This is a genomic window from Acinetobacter nectaris CIP 110549 (genome assembly GCF_000488215.1).
Classification (GTDB): domain Bacteria; phylum Pseudomonadota; class Gammaproteobacteria; order Pseudomonadales; family Moraxellaceae; genus Acinetobacter; species Acinetobacter nectaris.
The window spans coordinates 410,475-429,873 of sequence record NZ_KI530723.1; the positions used below are offsets into that span (position 1 = coordinate 410,475).

General features: G+C 37.4%; 20 protein-coding genes. 11 read left to right on the top strand and 9 right to left on the bottom strand.

Annotation, left to right across the window (positions count from 1 at the left end; genetic code table 11):
* Positions 1-32 precede the first annotated feature (32 nt).
* The 8 genes from P256_RS08355 to glmS all read left to right on the top strand — a co-directional run bounded on the left by P256_RS08355 (position 33) and on the right by glmS (position 8,309).
* Positions 33-1,313 carry a hypothetical protein gene (locus P256_RS08355; RefSeq protein ID WP_407637986.1) on the top strand — a complete coding sequence of 427 codons (1,281 nt, stop codon included), beginning with the start codon at positions 33-35 and terminating at the stop codon, positions 1,311-1,313.
* A 267-nt stretch (positions 1,314-1,580) separates the two neighbouring features.
* Complete coding sequence (gene ribBA / locus P256_RS08360) at positions 1,581-2,705, top strand: bifunctional 3,4-dihydroxy-2-butanone-4-phosphate synthase/GTP cyclohydrolase II (RefSeq protein WP_040331975.1); 1,125 nt, start codon at positions 1,581-1,583, stop codon at positions 2,703-2,705.
* Positions 2,706-2,717: 12 nt separating this feature from the next.
* Positions 2,718-3,188 (top strand): 6,7-dimethyl-8-ribityllumazine synthase, encoded by a 471-nt coding sequence (ribH, locus tag P256_RS08365; protein ID WP_023273253.1) that lies wholly within the window; start codon positions 2,718-2,720, stop codon positions 3,186-3,188.
* A 3-nt stretch (positions 3,189-3,191) separates the two neighbouring features.
* Positions 3,192-3,635: a transcription antitermination factor NusB gene (gene nusB, locus P256_RS08370; protein WP_023273254.1), complete on the top strand. Its 444-nt coding sequence runs from the start codon at positions 3,192-3,194 to the stop codon at positions 3,633-3,635.
* 11 nt (positions 3,636-3,646) lie between these two features.
* Positions 3,647-4,567: a thiamine-phosphate kinase gene (thiL, locus tag P256_RS08375; protein ID WP_023273255.1), complete on the top strand. Its 921-nt coding sequence runs from the start codon at positions 3,647-3,649 to the stop codon at positions 4,565-4,567.
* A complete protein-coding gene (locus P256_RS08380; protein WP_023273256.1) occupies positions 4,545-5,063 on the top strand; it encodes a phosphatidylglycerophosphatase A family protein in 519 nt (172 codons plus the stop codon). Before thiL ends, P256_RS08380 begins: the two co-directional genes overlap by 23 nt.
* A 16-nt stretch (positions 5,064-5,079) precedes the next feature.
* Positions 5,080-6,441 (top strand): bifunctional UDP-N-acetylglucosamine diphosphorylase/glucosamine-1-phosphate N-acetyltransferase GlmU, encoded by a 1,362-nt coding sequence (gene glmU / locus P256_RS08385; protein WP_023273257.1) that lies wholly within the window; start codon positions 5,080-5,082, stop codon positions 6,439-6,441.
* A gap of 23 nt (positions 6,442-6,464) precedes the next feature.
* The gene (gene glmS, locus P256_RS08390) at positions 6,465-8,309 is read left to right on the top strand and encodes a glutamine--fructose-6-phosphate transaminase (isomerizing) (RefSeq protein ID WP_023273258.1); all 1,845 of its coding nucleotides are present in this window, start codon (positions 6,465-6,467) and stop codon (positions 8,307-8,309) included.
* A gap of 57 nt (positions 8,310-8,366) precedes the next feature.
* Here glmS and P256_RS08395 read toward each other — a convergent pair whose 3' ends face one another.
* The 4 genes from P256_RS08395 to P256_RS08410 form a co-directional block, all read right to left on the bottom strand.
* Positions 8,367-9,329, bottom strand: a complete 963-nt coding sequence (locus P256_RS08395; RefSeq protein WP_023273259.1) for a threo-3-hydroxy-L-aspartate ammonia-lyase — start codon at positions 9,327-9,329, stop codon at positions 8,367-8,369.
* A gap of 107 nt (positions 9,330-9,436) precedes the next feature.
* A complete protein-coding gene (locus tag P256_RS08400) occupies positions 9,437-10,063 on the bottom strand; it encodes a helix-turn-helix transcriptional regulator (RefSeq protein WP_023273260.1) in 627 nt (208 codons plus the stop codon).
* Between the two features lie 3 nt (positions 10,064-10,066).
* Positions 10,067-10,582, bottom strand: coding sequence for a DUF1543 domain-containing protein (locus P256_RS08405; protein ID WP_023273261.1), 516 nt, complete (start codon positions 10,580-10,582; stop codon positions 10,067-10,069).
* Between the two features lie 12 nt (positions 10,583-10,594).
* Positions 10,595-11,215, bottom strand: coding sequence for a LysE/ArgO family amino acid transporter (locus tag P256_RS08410; protein ID WP_023273262.1), 621 nt, complete (start codon positions 11,213-11,215; stop codon positions 10,595-10,597).
* A gap of 111 nt (positions 11,216-11,326) precedes the next feature.
* On the opposite strand from P256_RS08410, the gene P256_RS08415 reads away from it, so the two are divergent.
* Positions 11,327-12,205: a LysR family transcriptional regulator ArgP gene (locus P256_RS08415; RefSeq protein ID WP_023273263.1), complete on the top strand. Its 879-nt coding sequence runs from the start codon at positions 11,327-11,329 to the stop codon at positions 12,203-12,205.
* Here the strand turns inward: P256_RS08415 and P256_RS08420 are convergent.
* A complete protein-coding gene (locus P256_RS08420; RefSeq protein ID WP_023273264.1) occupies positions 12,202-12,780 on the bottom strand; it encodes a hypothetical protein in 579 nt (192 codons plus the stop codon). The two genes, P256_RS08415 and P256_RS08420, sit on opposite strands and share 4 nt — an antisense overlap.
* 263 nt (positions 12,781-13,043) lie before the next feature.
* Entirely contained in the window at positions 13,044-14,531 is a 1,488-nt protein-coding gene (gene pdxR / locus P256_RS08425; protein WP_023273265.1) for a MocR-like pyridoxine biosynthesis transcription factor PdxR, read from the bottom strand.
* Between the two features lie 144 nt (positions 14,532-14,675).
* Here pdxR and gabT point away from each other — a divergent pair, with 144 nt between their 5' ends.
* Entirely contained in the window at positions 14,676-15,929 is a 1,254-nt protein-coding gene (gene gabT / locus P256_RS08430; protein ID WP_023273266.1) for a 4-aminobutyrate--2-oxoglutarate transaminase, read from the top strand.
* Positions 15,930-15,955: 26 nt separating this feature from the next.
* Complete coding sequence (locus P256_RS08435; RefSeq protein ID WP_023273267.1) at positions 15,956-17,398, top strand: NAD-dependent succinate-semialdehyde dehydrogenase; 1,443 nt, start codon at positions 15,956-15,958, stop codon at positions 17,396-17,398.
* A 39-nt stretch (positions 17,399-17,437) separates the two neighbouring features.
* On the opposite strand, the gene P256_RS08440 is transcribed toward P256_RS08435, so the two are convergent.
* From P256_RS08440 to P256_RS08450, 3 genes are all read right to left on the bottom strand, one after another.
* Positions 17,438-17,791, bottom strand: a complete 354-nt coding sequence (locus P256_RS08440) for a hypothetical protein (RefSeq protein ID WP_040331976.1) — start codon at positions 17,789-17,791, stop codon at positions 17,438-17,440.
* 69 nt (positions 17,792-17,860) lie between these two features.
* The gene (locus P256_RS08445) at positions 17,861-18,478 is read right to left on the bottom strand and encodes a LysE family translocator (protein ID WP_023273269.1); all 618 of its coding nucleotides are present in this window, start codon (positions 18,476-18,478) and stop codon (positions 17,861-17,863) included.
* 75 nt (positions 18,479-18,553) lie between these two features.
* Positions 18,554-19,369 carry a hypothetical protein gene (locus tag P256_RS08450; RefSeq protein WP_023273270.1) on the bottom strand — a complete coding sequence of 272 codons (816 nt, stop codon included), beginning with the start codon at positions 19,367-19,369 and terminating at the stop codon, positions 18,554-18,556.
* Positions 19,370-19,399 lie beyond the last annotated feature (30 nt).

The following is a 19,399-nucleotide window of genomic DNA, read 5'->3' on the forward strand; positions in this document are numbered from 1 at the left end:
CTATTGTAGATAGACACTAGAAATACACTCAATTGCTTTGGAATGTTACCTTGAATGCACCTAGACAAGGGCTCTTTGCCAGCCTGCTTATCATCAGTTTTGCACTACAAACTTTTTTATTAGTTTTAGCAACGACGTATCAACTTAAAGAAAATCGTGCAAACCAAGGTCAACTCATGACAAGTCAACTGGTTGCAGATAGCTTGCAAGAAATAAGTCCGCCCAATACCGTTTCGTTGGCACTTATTGCAAACCGCTATTCGAGTAATCCGAGTGTTGCTTCAATTCGTATTCTAAGTGCCAACAATGATGTATTAGCAACCAGTGGGCTGCAACAAACCCGTACAGGTGAGGTCTTTTCACGCGATGCGCTACAAAACGAAAGAAAAATTGGTCGTATTGAAATCACACTCATAAAACCAAGTATTGGTGAAATTTTACGTACTGAGTGGATTGCAATTGTTCTCTCTTTCTTTTTACATGTTATTTTATGGCTCGCCTATCGTGTTATTGCAAGACCAAGTCGCACAGAGTATTTAGCCCGTATTCATAATGAAATGCGTTTAAAAAATGAAATTCAAGCACTGACTGAAGCACTTGAGCAAGAAAAATCCGCATCAGCTTCTACTGCCGAAAATGAAACACCAAAAGCAAAAACGCTTGATACAGCACAACTTTTAGATGATGGAAAGCAAGTAATACTTGATAAACAAGTCATTGCTTTAAATATTCAGTTCTATGACCCAAAGCAACTGCTCAATTCAGTAAGTCAATCTGTTGCAACCTCTCATTTTAATCTATGTCAGATTTTTTTAAATAAGAGTATTGCTTTATGTGCACAACACTATCAAATTCCAACATCAACCATTTCTATTGAAGAAGAATTTAGTGCACAAGGTGCAACCATTTGCATGAGCACAGAAAAACCTAAAGCAGCAACTTGCTTACTCATGATCTCAGCTGTGTTCCAACTACTGTCAGAGGTTCTCTATAAAAGATATAGAGAAGAAAAGCGATTTGTTTTACAAACACGTTGTGGTGTATCTAATGCAGTAGATGAAATGCAACTTGAAGCACCTCAAGCTGCCGCAAAACTATGCCAAACTCTTAGTGCTAAAGAAAGTGCAATTCATCTAGACCATACCATGCTAAAAAATATTAATGAATGTTACCAACTGATTACCTTACCAAATCCAACCAATGTGCTCACACGCCATGCATTTATGATTAATGGTATGAATACGCCATGTGCTATTTTAGCTCAAAAATTTAGAACAGATATTCTCAAAGGGAAGACCCCTCCTCAAAAATAAATTCTTACGCCTGCATTTGCAGGCGTTTTTCATTTACTCAAGCTTACGATATTCAACAGAATTAACGATAAACAATGAGAAGCAGACATCTATGACTTTTCAAACCTTTATATTTCTTTTATTGTAGAGATTAGATTATATAAATTTCGTTGTAGGACATATTGTCTGAATATAAAATATCAGCAAGTCCTATAAAATATTGCTAACATAAATCACTTAATACGATTTGTATCATGTCATGTTATGCAGCTTGCTAAAGGTGGACGAATGTCACTCAATACAGTAGAAGAAATCATAGAAGATATTCGTGCTGGTAAAATGGTTATTCTCATGGATGACGAAGATCGTGAAAATGAAGGTGATCTTGTCATGGCAGCGACACATGTACGCGCTGAAGATATTAACTTCATGATTACCCATGCACGTGGCCTCGTCTGCTTAACACTCAGTAAATCACGTTGTGAACAGTTAAACCTTCCATTAATGGTTGACCAAAATGGTGCGCAACATGGAACAAACTTTACACTTTCCATTGAAGCAACAGAAGGTGTAACTACAGGTATTTCAGCGGCTGAGCGTGCACATACAATTCGTACAGCCGTCGCAGCACATGCCAAACCTTCAGATATTGTACAACCTGGGCATGTTTTCCCACTCATGGCACAACCAGGTGGTGTGCTACATCGTGCTGGACATACGGAAGCTGGTTCAGATTTATCACGCTTAGCTGGTTTAGAGCCTGCATCTGTTATCTGTGAAATTATTAATGATGACGGCACAATGGCACGTCGTCCAGATTTAGAAAAATTTGCCGAGAAACATCAGTTAAAAATTGGTACAATTGCCGACCTGATTCATTATCGCATGACAAATGAACAAACAGTTGAGCGATTAGGACAAGAGACCATCGAGACAGAATATGGCTCATTTGAACTCTACCGTTACCGTGAACATGGTAATACTGAAACACATCTTGCACTTGTTAAAGGTGAACCGAAAGAAGGGGTAACCACTGTTCGCGTTCATGGCTTTAACCCACTGCGTGATCTCGTGAAACTAAAAGCGCAATCTGGTGAAACCGCATGGAATTTAGATCATGCACTTCAATACATTGCACAAAGTGAGCGTGGTGTTTTAGTATGGATTGGTCAAAAACATTTGTTAGACCTTGGTCATGCTTTAGAAACATCTTTACTACCACGTAAAGCAAGTAAGTCAAATGCTGAGTTATCTAAGCAATACCAAAATATTGGTGTGGGTGCTCAAATCTTACGTGATTTAGGGGTTGAGCAAATGAAATTACTCAGCTCACCTTTACGTTTTAATGCACTATCAGGTTTTAACTTAGAAGTAGTAGAATATATTTCTGCTGATCAATCTACTGAAAAATAATAGAGGTTTCTTATGGCTATTCGCCGTATTGAAGGTTTAATGCATCTCGCTGGTGAAGGCCGTTATGCGATTTTAGTTGGACGTTTCAACAGTTTTGTTGTTGAACATCTTCTTGAGGGTGCCATTGACACATTAAAACGTCATGGTGTTGCTGAAGAAAATATTACTGTTGTTCATGCACCAGGTGCATGGGAACTTCCTGTAGTTGCTAAGAAACTAGCAAATACATCAACTTATGATGCCATTATTGCGCTTGGTGCTGTAATCCGTGGTAGTACACCTCACTTTGACTTTGTTGCAGGTGAATGTGCAAAAGGATTAGGCGTTGTTGGTCTTGAAACTGGTCTACCAGTGATTAATGGTGTCTTAACTACAGACAGCATTGAACAAGCCATCGAACGTTCAGGCACTAAAGCGGGCAACAAAGGTAGCGAAGCTGCTCTTACTGCCATTGAAATGGTTAACTTGTTAAAGGCAATTTAATCGATGTCACAAACACAACAAGCAATTTATGCTGCTAAACGTAAAGCACGTCGCTTTGCAGTACAAGGGATTTATGAATGGCAAATGAGCCAAAATCCTGTACATGAAATTGAAGCACGTACACGTGCAGACAATGCTATGCATAAAGTTGACTTAAACTACTATCATGAGCTTCTTACACGTGTCATTGCAGAGCGTGAGGTTCTTGATGAACTGCTTAAAAGCGTACTTGATCGTGAATTGACTGCACTTGATGGTGTAGAGCTTGCAACTTTACGCTTAGGTGCTTACGAACTACGTGATCATGCAGAAATTCCGTACCGCGTTGTACTTGATGAAGCCATTGAGCTCGCAAAACACTTCGGTGGTGCAGACAGTCATAAATACATTAATGGTGTATTAGACCGTTTAGCACAAACATTGCGTCAAGCTGAAAAGCAAGCATAAAGATCTGAGTTATGGCCGAATTTTCAATTATTGACCGTTATTTTAAGCAAAAGCATGCTTACCAAAGCAATATTAACTTAGGTATCGGCGATGATTCGGCCTTAATTACCCCTCCTGTTGACCAACAACTCGTCATTTGCACAGATACCTTGGTTGCAGGGCGCCATTTCCCCCTTTCAACCACTGCTCATGCCATTGGATGGAAAAGTGTTGCTGTCAATTTATCTGACCTTGCAGCAATGGGAGCAACGCCACATAGCATATTATTGGCAATTACATTGCCTGAAGTAGATGAACCATGGCTTGATGAGTTTTGCCAAGGTTTATTCGCCTGCTGTTCTTCCCATCAAGTCGAACTAATTGGTGGTGATACAACTCAAGGTCCTCATCTCACTATTAGCGTGACGGCATTAGGTTGGGTACCCCAAGGGCAAGCCATTACTCGCAGTGGCGCTCAAGTTGGTGACTATATTGTGGTGAGTGGTCAAATTGGTGATGCTGCTTATGGGCTACAACATTTACAGCACCCTTTACAACATCGACTTGACTACCCTACTCCACGCTGTGAATTGGGCAAACATTTACTCGGACTTGCTTCGAGTATGATTGACCTCTCCGATGGGTTAATCCAAGACCTACAGCATATTCTCAATGCATCACATGTAGGTGCAATGATTCAGCTTGAACATCTGCCAATAGATAAAGCATTACGCTCCCTCTCATTTCAAGAACAGTGGCAATATGCGCTCGCTGGGGGTGATGATTATGAGTTATGTTTTACAATTTCCCCTGAAAATTATCAAAAAATTTGTCTAGAAGAAACTATTCCCCTCACTATTGTTGGTCATATTGAATCTAATTTGGGTCTAAGACTGACATATAAAGATAAATTACAATCATTAAACTTTCATGGGTATCAACATTTTGCCTAAACCAAAAATTCATTTTAAGCAATTCTCCTTATACCAACGCTTCATTATTTTTCTTGCAGTCGGTCTTGGGTCAGGTCTTGCACCTAAAGCTCCTGGTACATTTGGCTCTGCTTTTGCACTGTTATTTATTCCATTATTCTTAATCTCAGGGTTTTATGGCACGTTAGCAATTACGGTCATCATGTCAATTATTGGCATTTATATTTGTGGTAAAGCTGCAACACTCATTAAAGTACACGATGATAGCCGAATTGTTTGGGATGAATTTGCAGGGCAATCAATTACTTTTCTGCCTTTAATTTATTTTAATGAAATGAATATACAATGGGCACTTATTGGCTTTGCCCTATTTCGTTTATTTGATATATGGAAACCATGGCCTATCCACATTATTGATACAAAAGTGGATGGTGGCTTTGGCATTATGCTAGATGACATCATTGCAGGTCTATGGGCTGCAATATGTATACTTATTTATTTACTTTTCTCGGTTTAACTCCAATAGGATGATTATGTCTACTACCGTGATTATTCTCGCTGCTGGTAAAGGAACGCGTATGCGCTCTCAATTACCGAAAGTGCTCCAACCTTTAGCAGGCAAGCCTTTACTTGGTCATGTCATTCAAACAGCAAAACAACTACAAGCCCAGCGCATTATTACTATTTTTGGGCATGGTGGCTCGACGGTTCAAGAAACTTTTAAACAAGAAAAGATTGAATGGGTTGAACAGGCAGAACAACTAGGTACGGGTCATGCTGTACAAATGACTTTGCCTGTATTACCTCATGATGGTTTTTCACTTATTTTATATGGCGATGTTCCTTTAGTCACTTCAGAAACGCTTGAAAAACTTCTCGAAGCCAGTCAAAACACTGGTATTGGGATGATCACCCTAAATGTAGTTAATACGACAGGATATGGTCGAATTGTACGTAAAAATCAAAAAGTACAAGCCATTGTCGAACATAAAGATGCCTCTGAAGAGCAGCGTCAAATCACAGAAATTAATACTGGGATTTATTGCGTTGAAAATCGCAAATTACACGAATGGTTACCAAAACTTTCTAATGCAAATTCACAGGGTGAATATTATTTAACTGACATTGTTGCAATGGCTGTGGCCGATGGTCTAGAAATTGCTTCAATTCAACCCGCACTCGACTTTGAAGTAGAAGGTATTAACGACCGTATTCAGCTTGCAAGTTTAGAACGTGCATTTCAACAACAACAGGCATTCAACCTAATGCGTAATGGTGTTGCTTTTGCCGACCCTGCACGATTCGATTTACGTGGCTCTGTCACAACAGGACAAGATGTATATATTGATATCAATGTCATTCTTGAAGGTCATTGTGAAATTGGCAGCAATGTAGAAATTGGTGCAGGATGTATTTTAAAAGATGCACGTATTGCTTCGAATACAAAGATTCAGCCATATAGCGTCATTGATCATGCCATTGTAGGCGAAAAAGTTATTATAGGCCCGTTTGCACGCCTAAGACCAGGTACAGAACTTGCAGATGAAGTTCATATTGGAAACTTTGTGGAGGTTAAGAACTCACGCCTTGAAAAAGGTGTCAAAGCGAACCATTTTACCTACTTAGGAGACAGTGAAGTCGGTGCAACATCCAATATTGGTGCAGGAACAATTACATGCAATTATGATGGTGTAAATAAGCATAAAACAATTATTGGTGAGTCTGCTTTTATTGGGTCAAATAGCTCTCTTGTTGCGCCATTATCTATTGGTAAAGGAGCAACTATTGGTGCAGGTTCTGTCATCACAAGAGATGTTCCTGAAAACACACTTGCTTTTGAACGTTCACAACAAATCGAAAAAGCAAATTATCAACGTCCCCAAAAGACTAAATAATAGCGAGAAATAGAGGTTAAAATATGTGTGGTATTGTTGGTGGTATTGCCGAACGAAATATTAGTGACATCCTTATTGAAGGACTAAAGCGCTTAGAATACCGTGGATATGACTCTGCGGGGCTAGCATTGATTAATAACAAAAATATCTTACGTGAACGACGTGTTGGTAAAGTTATTAATTTAGAAGAAGCTGCCAAAGAGCAGCACCTTAATGGGCATATTGGTATTGCCCATACTCGTTGGGCAACTCATGGTAAGCCAACGGAAACAAATGCACATCCGCATATTTCAGGTAAAGTTGCTGTCGTTCATAATGGTATTATTGAGAACTATGTCGAGATTAAATCTGAGCTTGAACAGTTAGGCTATATATTTGTTTCTCAGACAGATAGTGAAGTTGTTGCTCATCTCATTGCTGAAGCAATGAAGACACATCCTACTCTTTTTAATGCAGTTCAAAGTATTGTTCCCCGTTTAAAAGGTGCTTTCGCTTTGGGGATTGTACATGCAGACCATCCAGAGGATTTAATTGCCGTACGTGAGGGTTCTCCTCTTGTCATTGGTGTAGGTATTGGTGAGCATTTCATTAGCTCAGACCAACTTGCTTTATTACCAATTACAAATCGCTTTATTTACCTTGAAGAAGGTGATATTGCACATTTAACACGTACATCTGTTGAAATCTTTAAAAACCACGGTAAAGAACGTATTGAACGTCCAACCAAAGAGTTAGATGCAACTGTCAGCCATGCATCTAAAGGTGAATATAAGCATTTCATGCTCAAAGAAATTTATGAGCAACCAGAAGCAATTCAACAAACAATTGCACAAGCATTGAATGACAATGCCCTGCGTGATGATTTTCTAAGTGATGCCGTTACTAGCTTTCAAAATATAGACCAAATACAAATTATTGCCTGTGGTACAAGTTACCATGCGGGTATGATTGCAAAATATTGGGCAGAACAACTGATTGATTTACCATGTCAGGTCGAAATTGCAAGCGAATTCCGTTATCGCTCACCTGTAATTATTGATCGTACATTATATGTATGTATCTCCCAGTCTGGTGAAACAGCAGATACTTTAGCTGCGTTAAGAGACACACAGAAACGTGCTAAAGATAAAGGTCTAAATATTTCTACAATGGCTATTTGTAATGTGCCAACTTCATCTATGGTACGTGAAACAGATCATCATTTATTGACTTTAGCTGGCCCTGAAATTGGTGTTGCTTCAACTAAAGCATTTACAACACAGCTTTCAGCGCTCATGTTGTTGCTACTTAAAATCGGTCAAGTGAAAAAGCGTTTAGCTGAATCTCAACTTACTGAAATTGTGGCAAGTCTATGGCATTGTCCAAAAGTCATTTTAGATACTTTGCAACATAATGCAGAAATTTTACGTCTTTCTGAACTATTTGTTGAAAAGCAACACTGCTTATTCTTAGGTCGTGGTACAAACTACCCGATCGCACTTGAAGGTGCATTGAAGCTCAAGGAAATCTCTTATATTCATGCTGAGGGTTATGCTGCAGGCGAACTAAAACATGGGCCTTTAGCACTTGTAGACAATGAAATGCCTGTCGTTATTTTAGCGCCTAAAGATGATATGTTAGATAAGCTAAAATCAAATATGGAAGAAGTACAAGCACGTGGCGGTGAACTCTTTGTATTTGCAGATGAACACAGTGGAATCGCAAATAAAGAGCGCCAACATGTTGTCGACATTCCAACTGTAAACCCTTGGTTAGCACCAATTATTTACAGTATTCCTGTTCAGCTTCTTTCTTACCATGTTGCAGTATTACGTGGTACAGATGTAGACCAACCACGTAACTTGGCAAAATCTGTAACAGTCGAATAATTTTGAGATTTACGAGGGTATATTTTTACCCTCGTAAATAATAAGCATAAATATTTTTTAATTCAGCGTTAAAATTTGAGCATATCTTTCCAAATCAATATTGCCGCCTGTAACAATTACGCCTATTTTCTTTCCTTTACATAATGATTGATATTTCAAAAGTGATGCCAAACCTAAACAGCCTGTTGGTTCAACAACCATTTTCATTCTTTCAGCAAAAAATCGCATTGCTTGTTTTATTTCTAAATCATTGACTGTTTTTATATCAGTTACATATTTTTGAATAATTGGAAAAGTTAACGAACCTAAACTTGTTACTTGTGCACCATCAGCAATTGTTTTTGGTGTATCAATTTGAATAATTTTCCCAGCTTGTAATGATTGCTCACCATCATTTCCTGTTTCAGGTTCTATACCGTATACCTCACAAGATGGTAATAAATCTTTTGCTGTCAGTAATGTACCTGCCAGCATTCCACCGCCACCAAGTCCTACAAATATTTGATCAAGCTCTCCCACATCTTCTATAAGTTCTTTTGCTGCTGTTCCTTGTCCAGCAATGATATCGGCATGGTTATATGACGGAATAAGTGTCATTTCATACTCTAATGCTAAACGCTTACCAATTTCTTCCCGATTTTCTGTATAACGGTTATAGAAAATGACCTCTGCACCATAAGCTTGTGTGGCTTGAATTTTAGACTTTGGAGCATCTTCAGGCATTAAAACTTTTGCAGGTATACCTAAAGTTTTTGCTGCATATGCAATGCCTTGTGCATGATTTCCAGATGAAAATGCCAAAACACCTTTTTGTCGTTGTAAAACATTAAAATTTAATAATGCATTGAGTGCACCTCTAAATTTAAATGCACCCGTTTTCTGAAAGTTTTCGCATTTGAAATAGATTTCTGCATCCAACAAATTATTTAAAGTTTGAGAAGTTTGAATTTCTGTTCTTTTGACGTGCTGTCTAATTTTTTCATGTGCTTGAACTACATCACTATATTGAATAGTCTTCATCGTCACTCTTCTAAAGTCATTAAACCATATTTACAAAATATTAATTTAATGACTTTTTGTAAAGTTAAATTTTTAAAAAATACTACAAGGTGAGGCTATAAACACTATTATTTTAGATATGAATAAATTGTAGGTCGTGAAACACCAAGATGTTTTGCTATTAAATCAATTGAACGACGAATCTCTAAAAAGCCTTCATTTTTTAATTCATGCATTAATTGTTTTCTTTCCTGACTATTCAAACCTCGTACAGGTATTCCCTTTTTCGCTGAAAACTGATCTATATAATGAATCAATTCTTCTTGGCTCAAAGGCTGTAAACTTTCTTTAGGCTGTAAGTCATGAATTGCTGTAAATTGAGCCAGCATATTTTGTACTATTGAAAATGCTGCTATATCCAGATTTAGGCATAATGCAGCAATATACTCTCCCTCTTTGTTTTTAATCCCAATAGAAGTACTCTTCAACGGCTTACCATTGGGTAATCTATTGGCATAATTAGCAATAATATTTGGATAATTTTTATCCTCAATCCGTACTTGACCTAAGGCGGTTATATCATCACCCTCTTTACGGTCAGATAAATTATTATAAATACGGTGAATACCTTGTTGCTCACCTTTTAAATGATGAACTACAACTTCACAAAAAGGTTGTAAGGTTTGACTAAGACCATCGGCAATATTATCTAATTGCTCTAAAAGATGTTGCTCTTCTACGTTATATTTAGACATCACTTACCCAATCACAATATAGTCATTTTCAAAACTATTTGGTTCAAATGTGCCTTTAACAAGATGTATATGCTTCTGATCAAACAAACTTAATTCAATACAAGCATCTACATCAACCACTGCATCTGTATGTGGTTTAAACCAATGTTTTTCTATTGCCTGTTTCCCTTGTTGCTTTGCCTCTGCTGGATTCGTTCCTGCAACAATAAGATACTTATGAACCTCACCAAACTCTTGAGGAATATATGCACCTAAGTTAATTAAATAAGGTTTTAAATCTGAAAGCTGCGGTTGCTCAGAAATAGTTATTTTATAAGGCTGGTTATGATAATGCACACCATTAATTTTCATCCAGCCATCAATATGTAAACCTTTTTGTACACCAAACCATTGTTGCTTTAATGCAGTATAAGCATCCGATAAATTCGAGCAAATAACAGGTCGAATATCATGAACCTCTATATTTGCTTTTTCATGTTTTCCACCAAGTAAAACAATATATAGATTTTCTTGTGACATCTTTCTTTCCTATTATATGGGCTTAAATATAAGTACTGAAGCAATTGTAAACATCATTATAGCGACAAAGCCATCTATAAAACGCCAAGCGATTGGTTTTTGTAACCATGGGGCAACTTTTTGTGCTCCCCAACCCAATAGAGTAAACCATAAAATAGATGCAGAAATTGCTCCCATCGTAAAGGCTATTTTTGCATTACTTTCACTATGTTGCCCACCAATAGCACCCAATAAAACCATCGTATCTAAATATAAATGGGGATTAAGTACAGAAACAGCTAAAACCAATTGAACGGCATACATTCTAGTAAGCGTTTTATTTTGCTGCTCAACATAAAGACCCTCTTTAGCAAAGAGTGCTCTTTTTAATGCTAAAAAGCCATATGACAATAAGAACAAAGCACCACCCCAACGTGCAATATTCATTAAAATATCATTGCTTTGAATAAAAGTACCTACACCTGCAACCCCAAGTGATATTGCAATTGCATCACATAAAATACAGATTAAAACAGTAAGTAGAACATGCTGTCGTTGTAATCCTATGCGTAATACATGTGCATTTTGCGCACCCACTGCAATAATTAAACAAGCTCCCATCACAAGACCTTGTACCCAAATTCCCCACAGCATTTTAAGCTCCTATATTCCATATTTCTATTTAGATGTATTATTCATATATTTCTTGCTTTTTAAGTATTATTAAGAAAATATAGGTCAAACTAAAAATAATTTAGGTAAAATATGCTTGATGATAAACAGTGTGAAGCCTTTTTAGCTGTCATTGAAACAGGAAGTTTTGAGCTTGCGGGTGCACAACTTCATGTCACTCCCTCAGCCATTACCTTACGCATTAAGTCCCTTGAGCAATATTTAGGAAAAACATTATTATTACGTGAACGTCCATGCAAACCGACTCAATCGGGGCACGAGTTACTGTCTTATTTAAGAAAAGTTAAAATTTTAGAACAAGATTTATTACAACAGTTTTCAGGAAAAGAACTTTCTTCTGAATTTTTTAAACTCGCGATTGCTATTAATGCCGATACATTAGCAACATGGTTTTTACCTGCATTACAGCAAATAACCCTCAATGAAAAGATTCTCTTAAACTTACAGTTAGAAGATCAAGACTATACCCATTATTTATTAGAAACAGGACAGGTAAATGCCTGTATATCTACCGAGTCAAAACCTAGAAGTGGGTGCTATGCTACTTTTTTAGGTAAGGTTCGTTATCATTTGGTCGCATCAGATGCATTTATTCGTACTTGGTTTCCTAATGGTATATCTAGAGAAGTACTTAAGCATGCCCCTGCTGTTATTTTTAATCGTAAAGACAACATGCATGGTAATGTATTACTTGAACATTTTGGTCTTCCTAAAACAGCCTATCCTTACCACTTCATTCCCTCTTCAGAATCTTTTGTAGATGCAATTGAGTTAGGTCTCGGCTATGGCATGGTTCCCGAGCTACAAATACGAGATACTAAATTAGTTGTACTTACACAAAAAACAACACTAGATATCTCTTTATATTGGCATCATTGGCAACAGCAATCGCCTCAACTTGAAAGGCTCACGAACCATCTGATTATGAAGTCACAAGAATTTTTACTTTAACTCATTGTTGCGGGTGTATACGTCACAATAAACTGTCCATCAGGTAAGCTCTCAACCGTATAAATGACTGAATTATTCACAGTTTTTTGTGCAAAACTTTTAGGGCTAGCCACTGATGCTTCTATCACATCTTCTAATAAATCACCTTTTTTCTTTTCATCCATATTTGGCGGTAAAACCTTTGCCGTCAAATCGACCAATGCCATTGTTTTTATTAAACTTTCATCATCTACCATACGGCTTTTATAAGTAATGGAGCTTAACTCTCCATTGGGTGCAACTGTACCCTCTAAAATAATATTTCTTTGTGAAATATCATCGACCTTAAATTTATTTTTCTGAATATCAAATACTTGAAATGGAGCTAACCTCTCATTAGTTGTTTTACTCATACGTTCATTTATTTGCTGACGAAAACTCTCTGCCGTTATACCAAACGTTTTTTGGCTATCATCATATTTAGACTTGGTATTTGATGAAACTTCATTTTTTGAGTTTTGTACTGAAGTAGAACATGCCGTTCCAACAATCGTAAAAAAACAAAGCATGATGCCTATGACGTATTTTTTTTTCATTAATATGCCTACTTATAATTCATTTTAGGTCGTTACATTTAATCTAATTATTAATATTCACATTCATATCGAATGTTTAATGTACTTCAATATATCAAATTTTTATAATATTAAAACCTCAGAATAGCCAAAAACCACAACCAAATAAGACTAATTAAATATTAAAGCAATACATGAAATAATTTATATACTTTAAGTGACTTAATATACAAAAATGATAAAAACATCTAAAACTTAAATAAATCAAATACTTTTAACAATATTTACATTATTTTTTTCAAACACTGTCTTAAAAGATGAAATGCATCAAACATCTGCTTTTCATCAACACAGGCAAAACCAAGTAAGAGTCCTCTCTCAGCTATGTTTTTATTAATATAATATTGAGACAACGGACGAACCTTTACCCCCTGTTGAATGGCATATTGACTTAAAGCCACATCATCAATTTCTTTCGGCAGTTTCAGTACAAGATGTAAGCCTGACGCATTATCATACTCATGTAGGAACGTATGACCTAAATATTTAAAAATAAGATCGATCAAATACTTTCTGCGTTTGGCATACAGTAATCGCATACGTCGAATATGTGCCTCATAATGTCCCTCTTCTATAAACTCAGCTAACGTATTTTGGAGCAACGTATGTCCTCCACGATACAGTTCAGTCGCTGCTTGGCGTAAAACTAAAGCCAAATTTTTAGGCACAACAACATATCCAATACGCAAAGCAGGATAAATAGTTTTACTAAATGTTCCCATGTAGATCACAGGACTATTCTTTTCTAACCCCTGTAAAGAAGGATAAGGTTGTCCTGAAAAACGAAACTCACTGTCATAGTCATCTTCGACAATCCAACTCTGATTTTCACGTGCGAAATTAATCAATTGCTTACGGCGTTGTAAACTTAAATGTGGCCCTAAAGGGTATTGATGAGAAGGCGTCACAAAAATAAGTTTTGGTGAAATCTGATTAGATTCAATGGGTAAACATAATCCCTCATCATCGATTGGTATTGGTTCTACAGCCAACCCATTCACATTAAGGTTGTTCTTTACTCCCCAATACCCCGGTTCTTCAACCCATGCAGTATCGCCAACATCCGCAAGTAAGCGAGTAATTAAATCAATGCCTTGGTGAATTCCCTCTGTAATAATAATTTGATCTGCATCGCATGCAACAGACCTAGAAACTTTTAAGTACTGTGCCAAAGCCAAACGTAGCCTTAGGCAACCGCCCTCATGACTATAGATAAGCTGTTCCACTTGGGGAGATTTACTCAGCTTGGCTTGAATACGCTGAAAAATATGATGCGGAAATGCCGTGACATCGGGTGCACCGGGAACAAAAGCTCCCCATTGATACGGCGATGCAGCCGCATTTTCAATTAAAAACTGTCCTCGTTGAGAAATTTCATATTGAGCATCTTTACTTTTCTCTTCTTTTTGCGAAGTTTTATCTAATAATGAAGATAAAAAAGTATCTGGGATAGTGCTCGAAACCCATGTGCCATGCCCTGTTTTTGCTTCGACATATCCTTCTGCTTGCAACTGATCGTAAGCACTTAGTACTGTATTTCTCGAAACATGTATTTCCTGTGCAAGATCGCGTGATGCAGGTAGCCGTGTATTGGACTGTACCACCCCATTCACAATAGCATGTCTTAAACAGCGAAATAAGCGACTGTGCAATGCGCCACTTTGCTCATTTTGTAAATGCTGTAAGACATAATCTCCAAGCAGACTACGCAATTGGTACCCTCCAAATTTAAGACAATGGCTCTCGTCAATACCTATAAAACAAGACACATTAGAGCATAAGAAAAGTTAGATTAATCTTTACATTATAAAGCATTGTATATGCACGATGTAATCATCAACACCAAGGATGTCACCATGGAAACAAATACCTCATTAAATACACGTAAACAACAAGCTACCCCGCGTGGTGTAGGTGTTATGTGTGATTGGTATGCCCAAAAGTCAGAAAATGCAACGATTTGGGCGACAGATGGTCGTACATTTACAGATTTTGCAGGTGGTATTGCGGTACTCAATACAGGACATCGCCATCCAAAAATTATTAAGGCTGTAAGTAATCAGCTTGAGCATTTCACACATACAGCTTATCAAGTCACACCCTATGAAAGTTACATTTCTCTTGCTGAACGTATTAATGCACTTGCACCCATTGATGGTGATGCCAAAACAGCATTTTTTACAACAGGTGCAGAAGCTGTTGAAAATGCAGTAAAAATTGCAAGATCATATACAGGACGTCACGGTATTATCACGTTTGGCAATGCTTTCCATGGTCGCTCATTTATGACCATGGCAATGACAGGAAAAATCGCACCTTATAAACGTGATTTTGGCGTGATGCCTGCAGGTGTATTCCACGCGCGCTACCCTGTAGCATGTAATGGTATTACTGTAGATGATGCGATTGAAAGTATTCACAATATTTTTAGCGAAGATATCTCAGCACATGATGTGGCCGCAATTGTACTTGAACCTGTGCAAGGTGAAGGTGGTTTCCACATTGCACCGACTGAATTTCTAACCCAATTACGTGAAATTTGTGATGCACACGGCATCTTACTCATTGCAGATGAAGTTCAGTCAGGTTTTGCACGTACAGGACAAATCTTTGCCATGCAGTACCATGATGTGAAAGCAGATTTAATTACAATGGCGAAAAGCTTAGGTGGTGGTTTCCCTATTTCTGGTGTGGTTGGTCGCGCAGAAGTAATGGATGCACCCAATGCAGGGGGATTAGGTGGAACTTATGCAGGAAGCCCAATTGCCGTTGCAGCAGCACATGCAGTGCTTGATGTTATTGAAGAAGAAAAATTGTGTGATCGTGCAAATACACTTGGTAAAACCTTAGTGACATTGCTTGAGACATTAAAAGAAAAATATCCTGCCGTTATTCAAGATATCCGTGCACTAGGCTCTATGATTGCTGTTGAAGTTCAAAATGCAGATATTGCGAAAGCAATACAAAACCATGCAATGGAACATGGCTTGCTGTTACTTACTTGTGGTAAACATGGAAATGTCATTCGCTTCCTCTATCCACTTACTATTCCAACAGAACAATTTAACGCAGGATTAAATATCCTAGAAAAAAGCTTTGCATCTTTATAAAAGATACGAAGATTGGAGAGATTTTAATGATTGCAACAGAACTACAATACCTGCTTCAGCATCCTGATATTTCTTTTAAAAAACAGGATTCAAACTATCTTGAAGTTACAGATGCAGCCACAGATGCACCCTTAGCATGGGTAAAAAAACATGATCGTGCTGCGGTGGAAAATATTATTCAACGTGCAGAAAAAGCACAGAATACTTGGAAGAAACAAACTGCTTTAGCACGTGCAGATATCTTATTGTCGTGGTATCAATCACTGATTGAGCATAAAAAAGATCTTGCACAAATTTTGACAGCAGAGCAAGGGAAATCGCTTACTGAAGCTGAAGGTGAAATTGGTTATGCAGCTTCATTCATCCGTTGGTTTGCAGAACAAGCAAGACGCATTGATGGAGAAATTATTCCACAAACACAAAGCCAGCAACGTATTCTTGTGATTAAACAACCCATTGGTGTTACTGCTGCAATTACACCTTGGAACTTCCCTGCTGCGATGATTACCCGTAAAGCAGCACCTGCCCTTGCTGCAGGGTGTGCCATGATTGTAAAACCAGCTGAGCTTACACCTTTAACGGCATATGCACTGGAAGTATTGGCACTCAAAGCAGGTCTGCCACAAGACTTACTTATTCATGTCAGTGGTGAAACCGAAGATGTCGGACAAGTTTTATGTGAAAGTGATGTTATTCGAAAGTTAAGCTTCACTGGTTCTACGGAAGTTGGGCGTATTCTTATGAAACAGTGTGCACCGACTATTAAGAAACTCTCATTAGAACTTGGTGGGAATGCACCTGTCATTGTCTTTGATGATGCAAATTTAGAACAAGCAATCCAAGGCATTATGGCAAGCAAGTTCCGCAATAGTGGGCAAACATGTGTATGTGCAAACCGTATCTATGTGCAAGATGGAATTTACGATACATTAAGCGAAAAACTTGTTGAGGTAGTAAAAAATCTAAAAGTTGGTGATGGTCGTGATGAAGGAACAACTCAAGGACCACTGATTGAGCAGGCTGCTGTAGATAAAGTACTTTCACACATTCAAGATGCAACAGAAAAAGGCGCATCTGTCGCAATCGGTGGAAAATCGAGTGCTTTAGGCACGCGCTTCTTTGAACCAACCGTACTTACCAATGTGACTCAAGCCATGAAAGTCGCTAAAGAAGAAACTTTTGGTCCTGTTGCACCACTGTTTCGCTTTACAGAGGAAAGTGAGGCGATTGCGATGGCAAACGATACAGAGTTTGGTCTCGCAGCTTATGTATTTACACAAAATACAGGTCGTCAATGGCGCGTTGGCGAAGCCTTAGAATATGGCATGGTGGGTATCAATACAGGCGCAATTTCAAATGAAGTTGCTCCATTTGGAGGAATTAAACAATCTGGTCTTGGACGCGAAGGTGGACAAACAGGCATTGATGAATACCTCGAAACCAAATATCTATGTCTTGATATTTCATAATACTTTGCCAACCTTGTCTTACAAGGTTGGCATTTCTATTTAGGCATTAAAACGAGTACCACATTGCTTACACTGATAGTCAAAAAAGATATTTTTATCTACCACAGTGCCTGCTTTATTGCCGAATTTCCGTCCTAAGAAACCACCTGTCACACCAGCACTAATTGCTCCAACAAATGTTCCGATAGTCGCGCCTGTAATTACACCTAAAGGTCCTGCAAGTGTACCAATGGCTGCACCCGTCGATGCTCCTGCTGCTGCACCACCTACTGTACCCGCAGCAACACCCGCTGAACCAAGGACAACACCGCCTAAAGTTTTTAACCGTTGTTCATGGTCTCTAATTTCTAACTCAGATGAACCACATTTTGGACACATCATGGCTTTTTCCATATTGATGAAAGCATTTTTGCATCATAAACTGTCTTTATTCGATGTGCGTTGGCAAAAAAAGTCTTTCACCTAAGAATACATTACACTCATGGCAACGCCATAAATGGCAATTAACATCAGAATAAGACCGCAAAGATATAAAATCTTAGGATAATGCCTACTCTTAGATAAACGATTAAAACCAATATAAACAATAGACAATGTTAAAAAATCTAAAATAATCCAAACAACCGTTAAAACAACTAAGCTACTATTTATATTGGACGTTACATTTACAAACTGAGGGAAAAATGCAGAGAAAAATATGATGTCTTTAGGGTTAGAAATACCGACAAAAAATCCTTTTTTAAAACCACCACGCTGTGGAGAAACAGTATCTATTTTTTCTTCATCGCCTAAGGCTCTCGCATCTTTTAATGTCTGATACCCTAAATATCCAATATACAAGCAACCAATCAGTTTAAATACGATAAATACTTGTGTATTTAAACTAAAAACTCCTTTTAAAATACATATAGATGCTGCAATTAAGATCAATGAAGCCGTATTTGTACCAAAAATTGTTTTTAAAGCTTGTGAATAACCTCCTTTTAATCCTGCGCTCGCTACCAATAGCATTACGGGGCCAGGTACTGCAATCATTACAATCACAGTAATTATATAAGTAAGTAAAGCAAGCCCATCCATTTTTAAATCTCTTGTTTATATATCTTCATCTAAATTCACCGAACCAATACTAATTGGATCACCTTCATTATATCTTTAAATTTCCTTCATCTTATTCCAAAAACTATTCCATAAATCACAATATTGAAATGCAATGCTCTCAACATCATGAAAACTGAAAACATGCAAGGCATGATTCAGTAATAGCCATAGATCTTCTTCATGCAGGTCATCTGCTGCTGCAGTTGTTTCATCAGCGGTTGTACCATGTACATCATAGTAGCCACACTCTACATCTATCTCTAAATCTTTCACTGCTTGCTTAAGTGGTGGAGAAAATGTAATTACTTGCTGCTCAGCAATAGCCAAAGCAACAATAACCTTTATATAGTTACTATAGGTATTTTCTAGAAACACTCTTAAATTAATTGCTTCTGATGAGTATATATATTCTTGTCGCTGTTTATTTGTTGAAATACCTAAATCAGCTAATACTTTATTAAATAGACAAAAGTGTGAATTTAATGGCGTATTCTCATAATTATTATGTTCTGATACTAACCCAAACTCATCATTAATATTAAATGCAATTAAAAAACGAGGAAGCATCTTCATTGTCGGATATAAATAACTATCTAATTGCTTAGCTTGAAACTGTGCCATTAATAATGCATCTGTAAATATTTCAACAATACTATGTTCATATTCCAAATGAATTTTTTGTATTTGAATTAAATTAAATGACTTATTCTTTAAAAGACTTATAATGTCATGCTGAAATAATGGATGCTTTAAAATCCGCAGTTTTAAATCAGTAATTTTATCTTCATTATCTTTCCAGATATTTGAAGGAATTGAATTTCTTAATGAATTAATTGCTAACTCTCTAGCAGATTTTTGTGTATGACTCATTGTGATATTACACCTATTTATTATTGCATT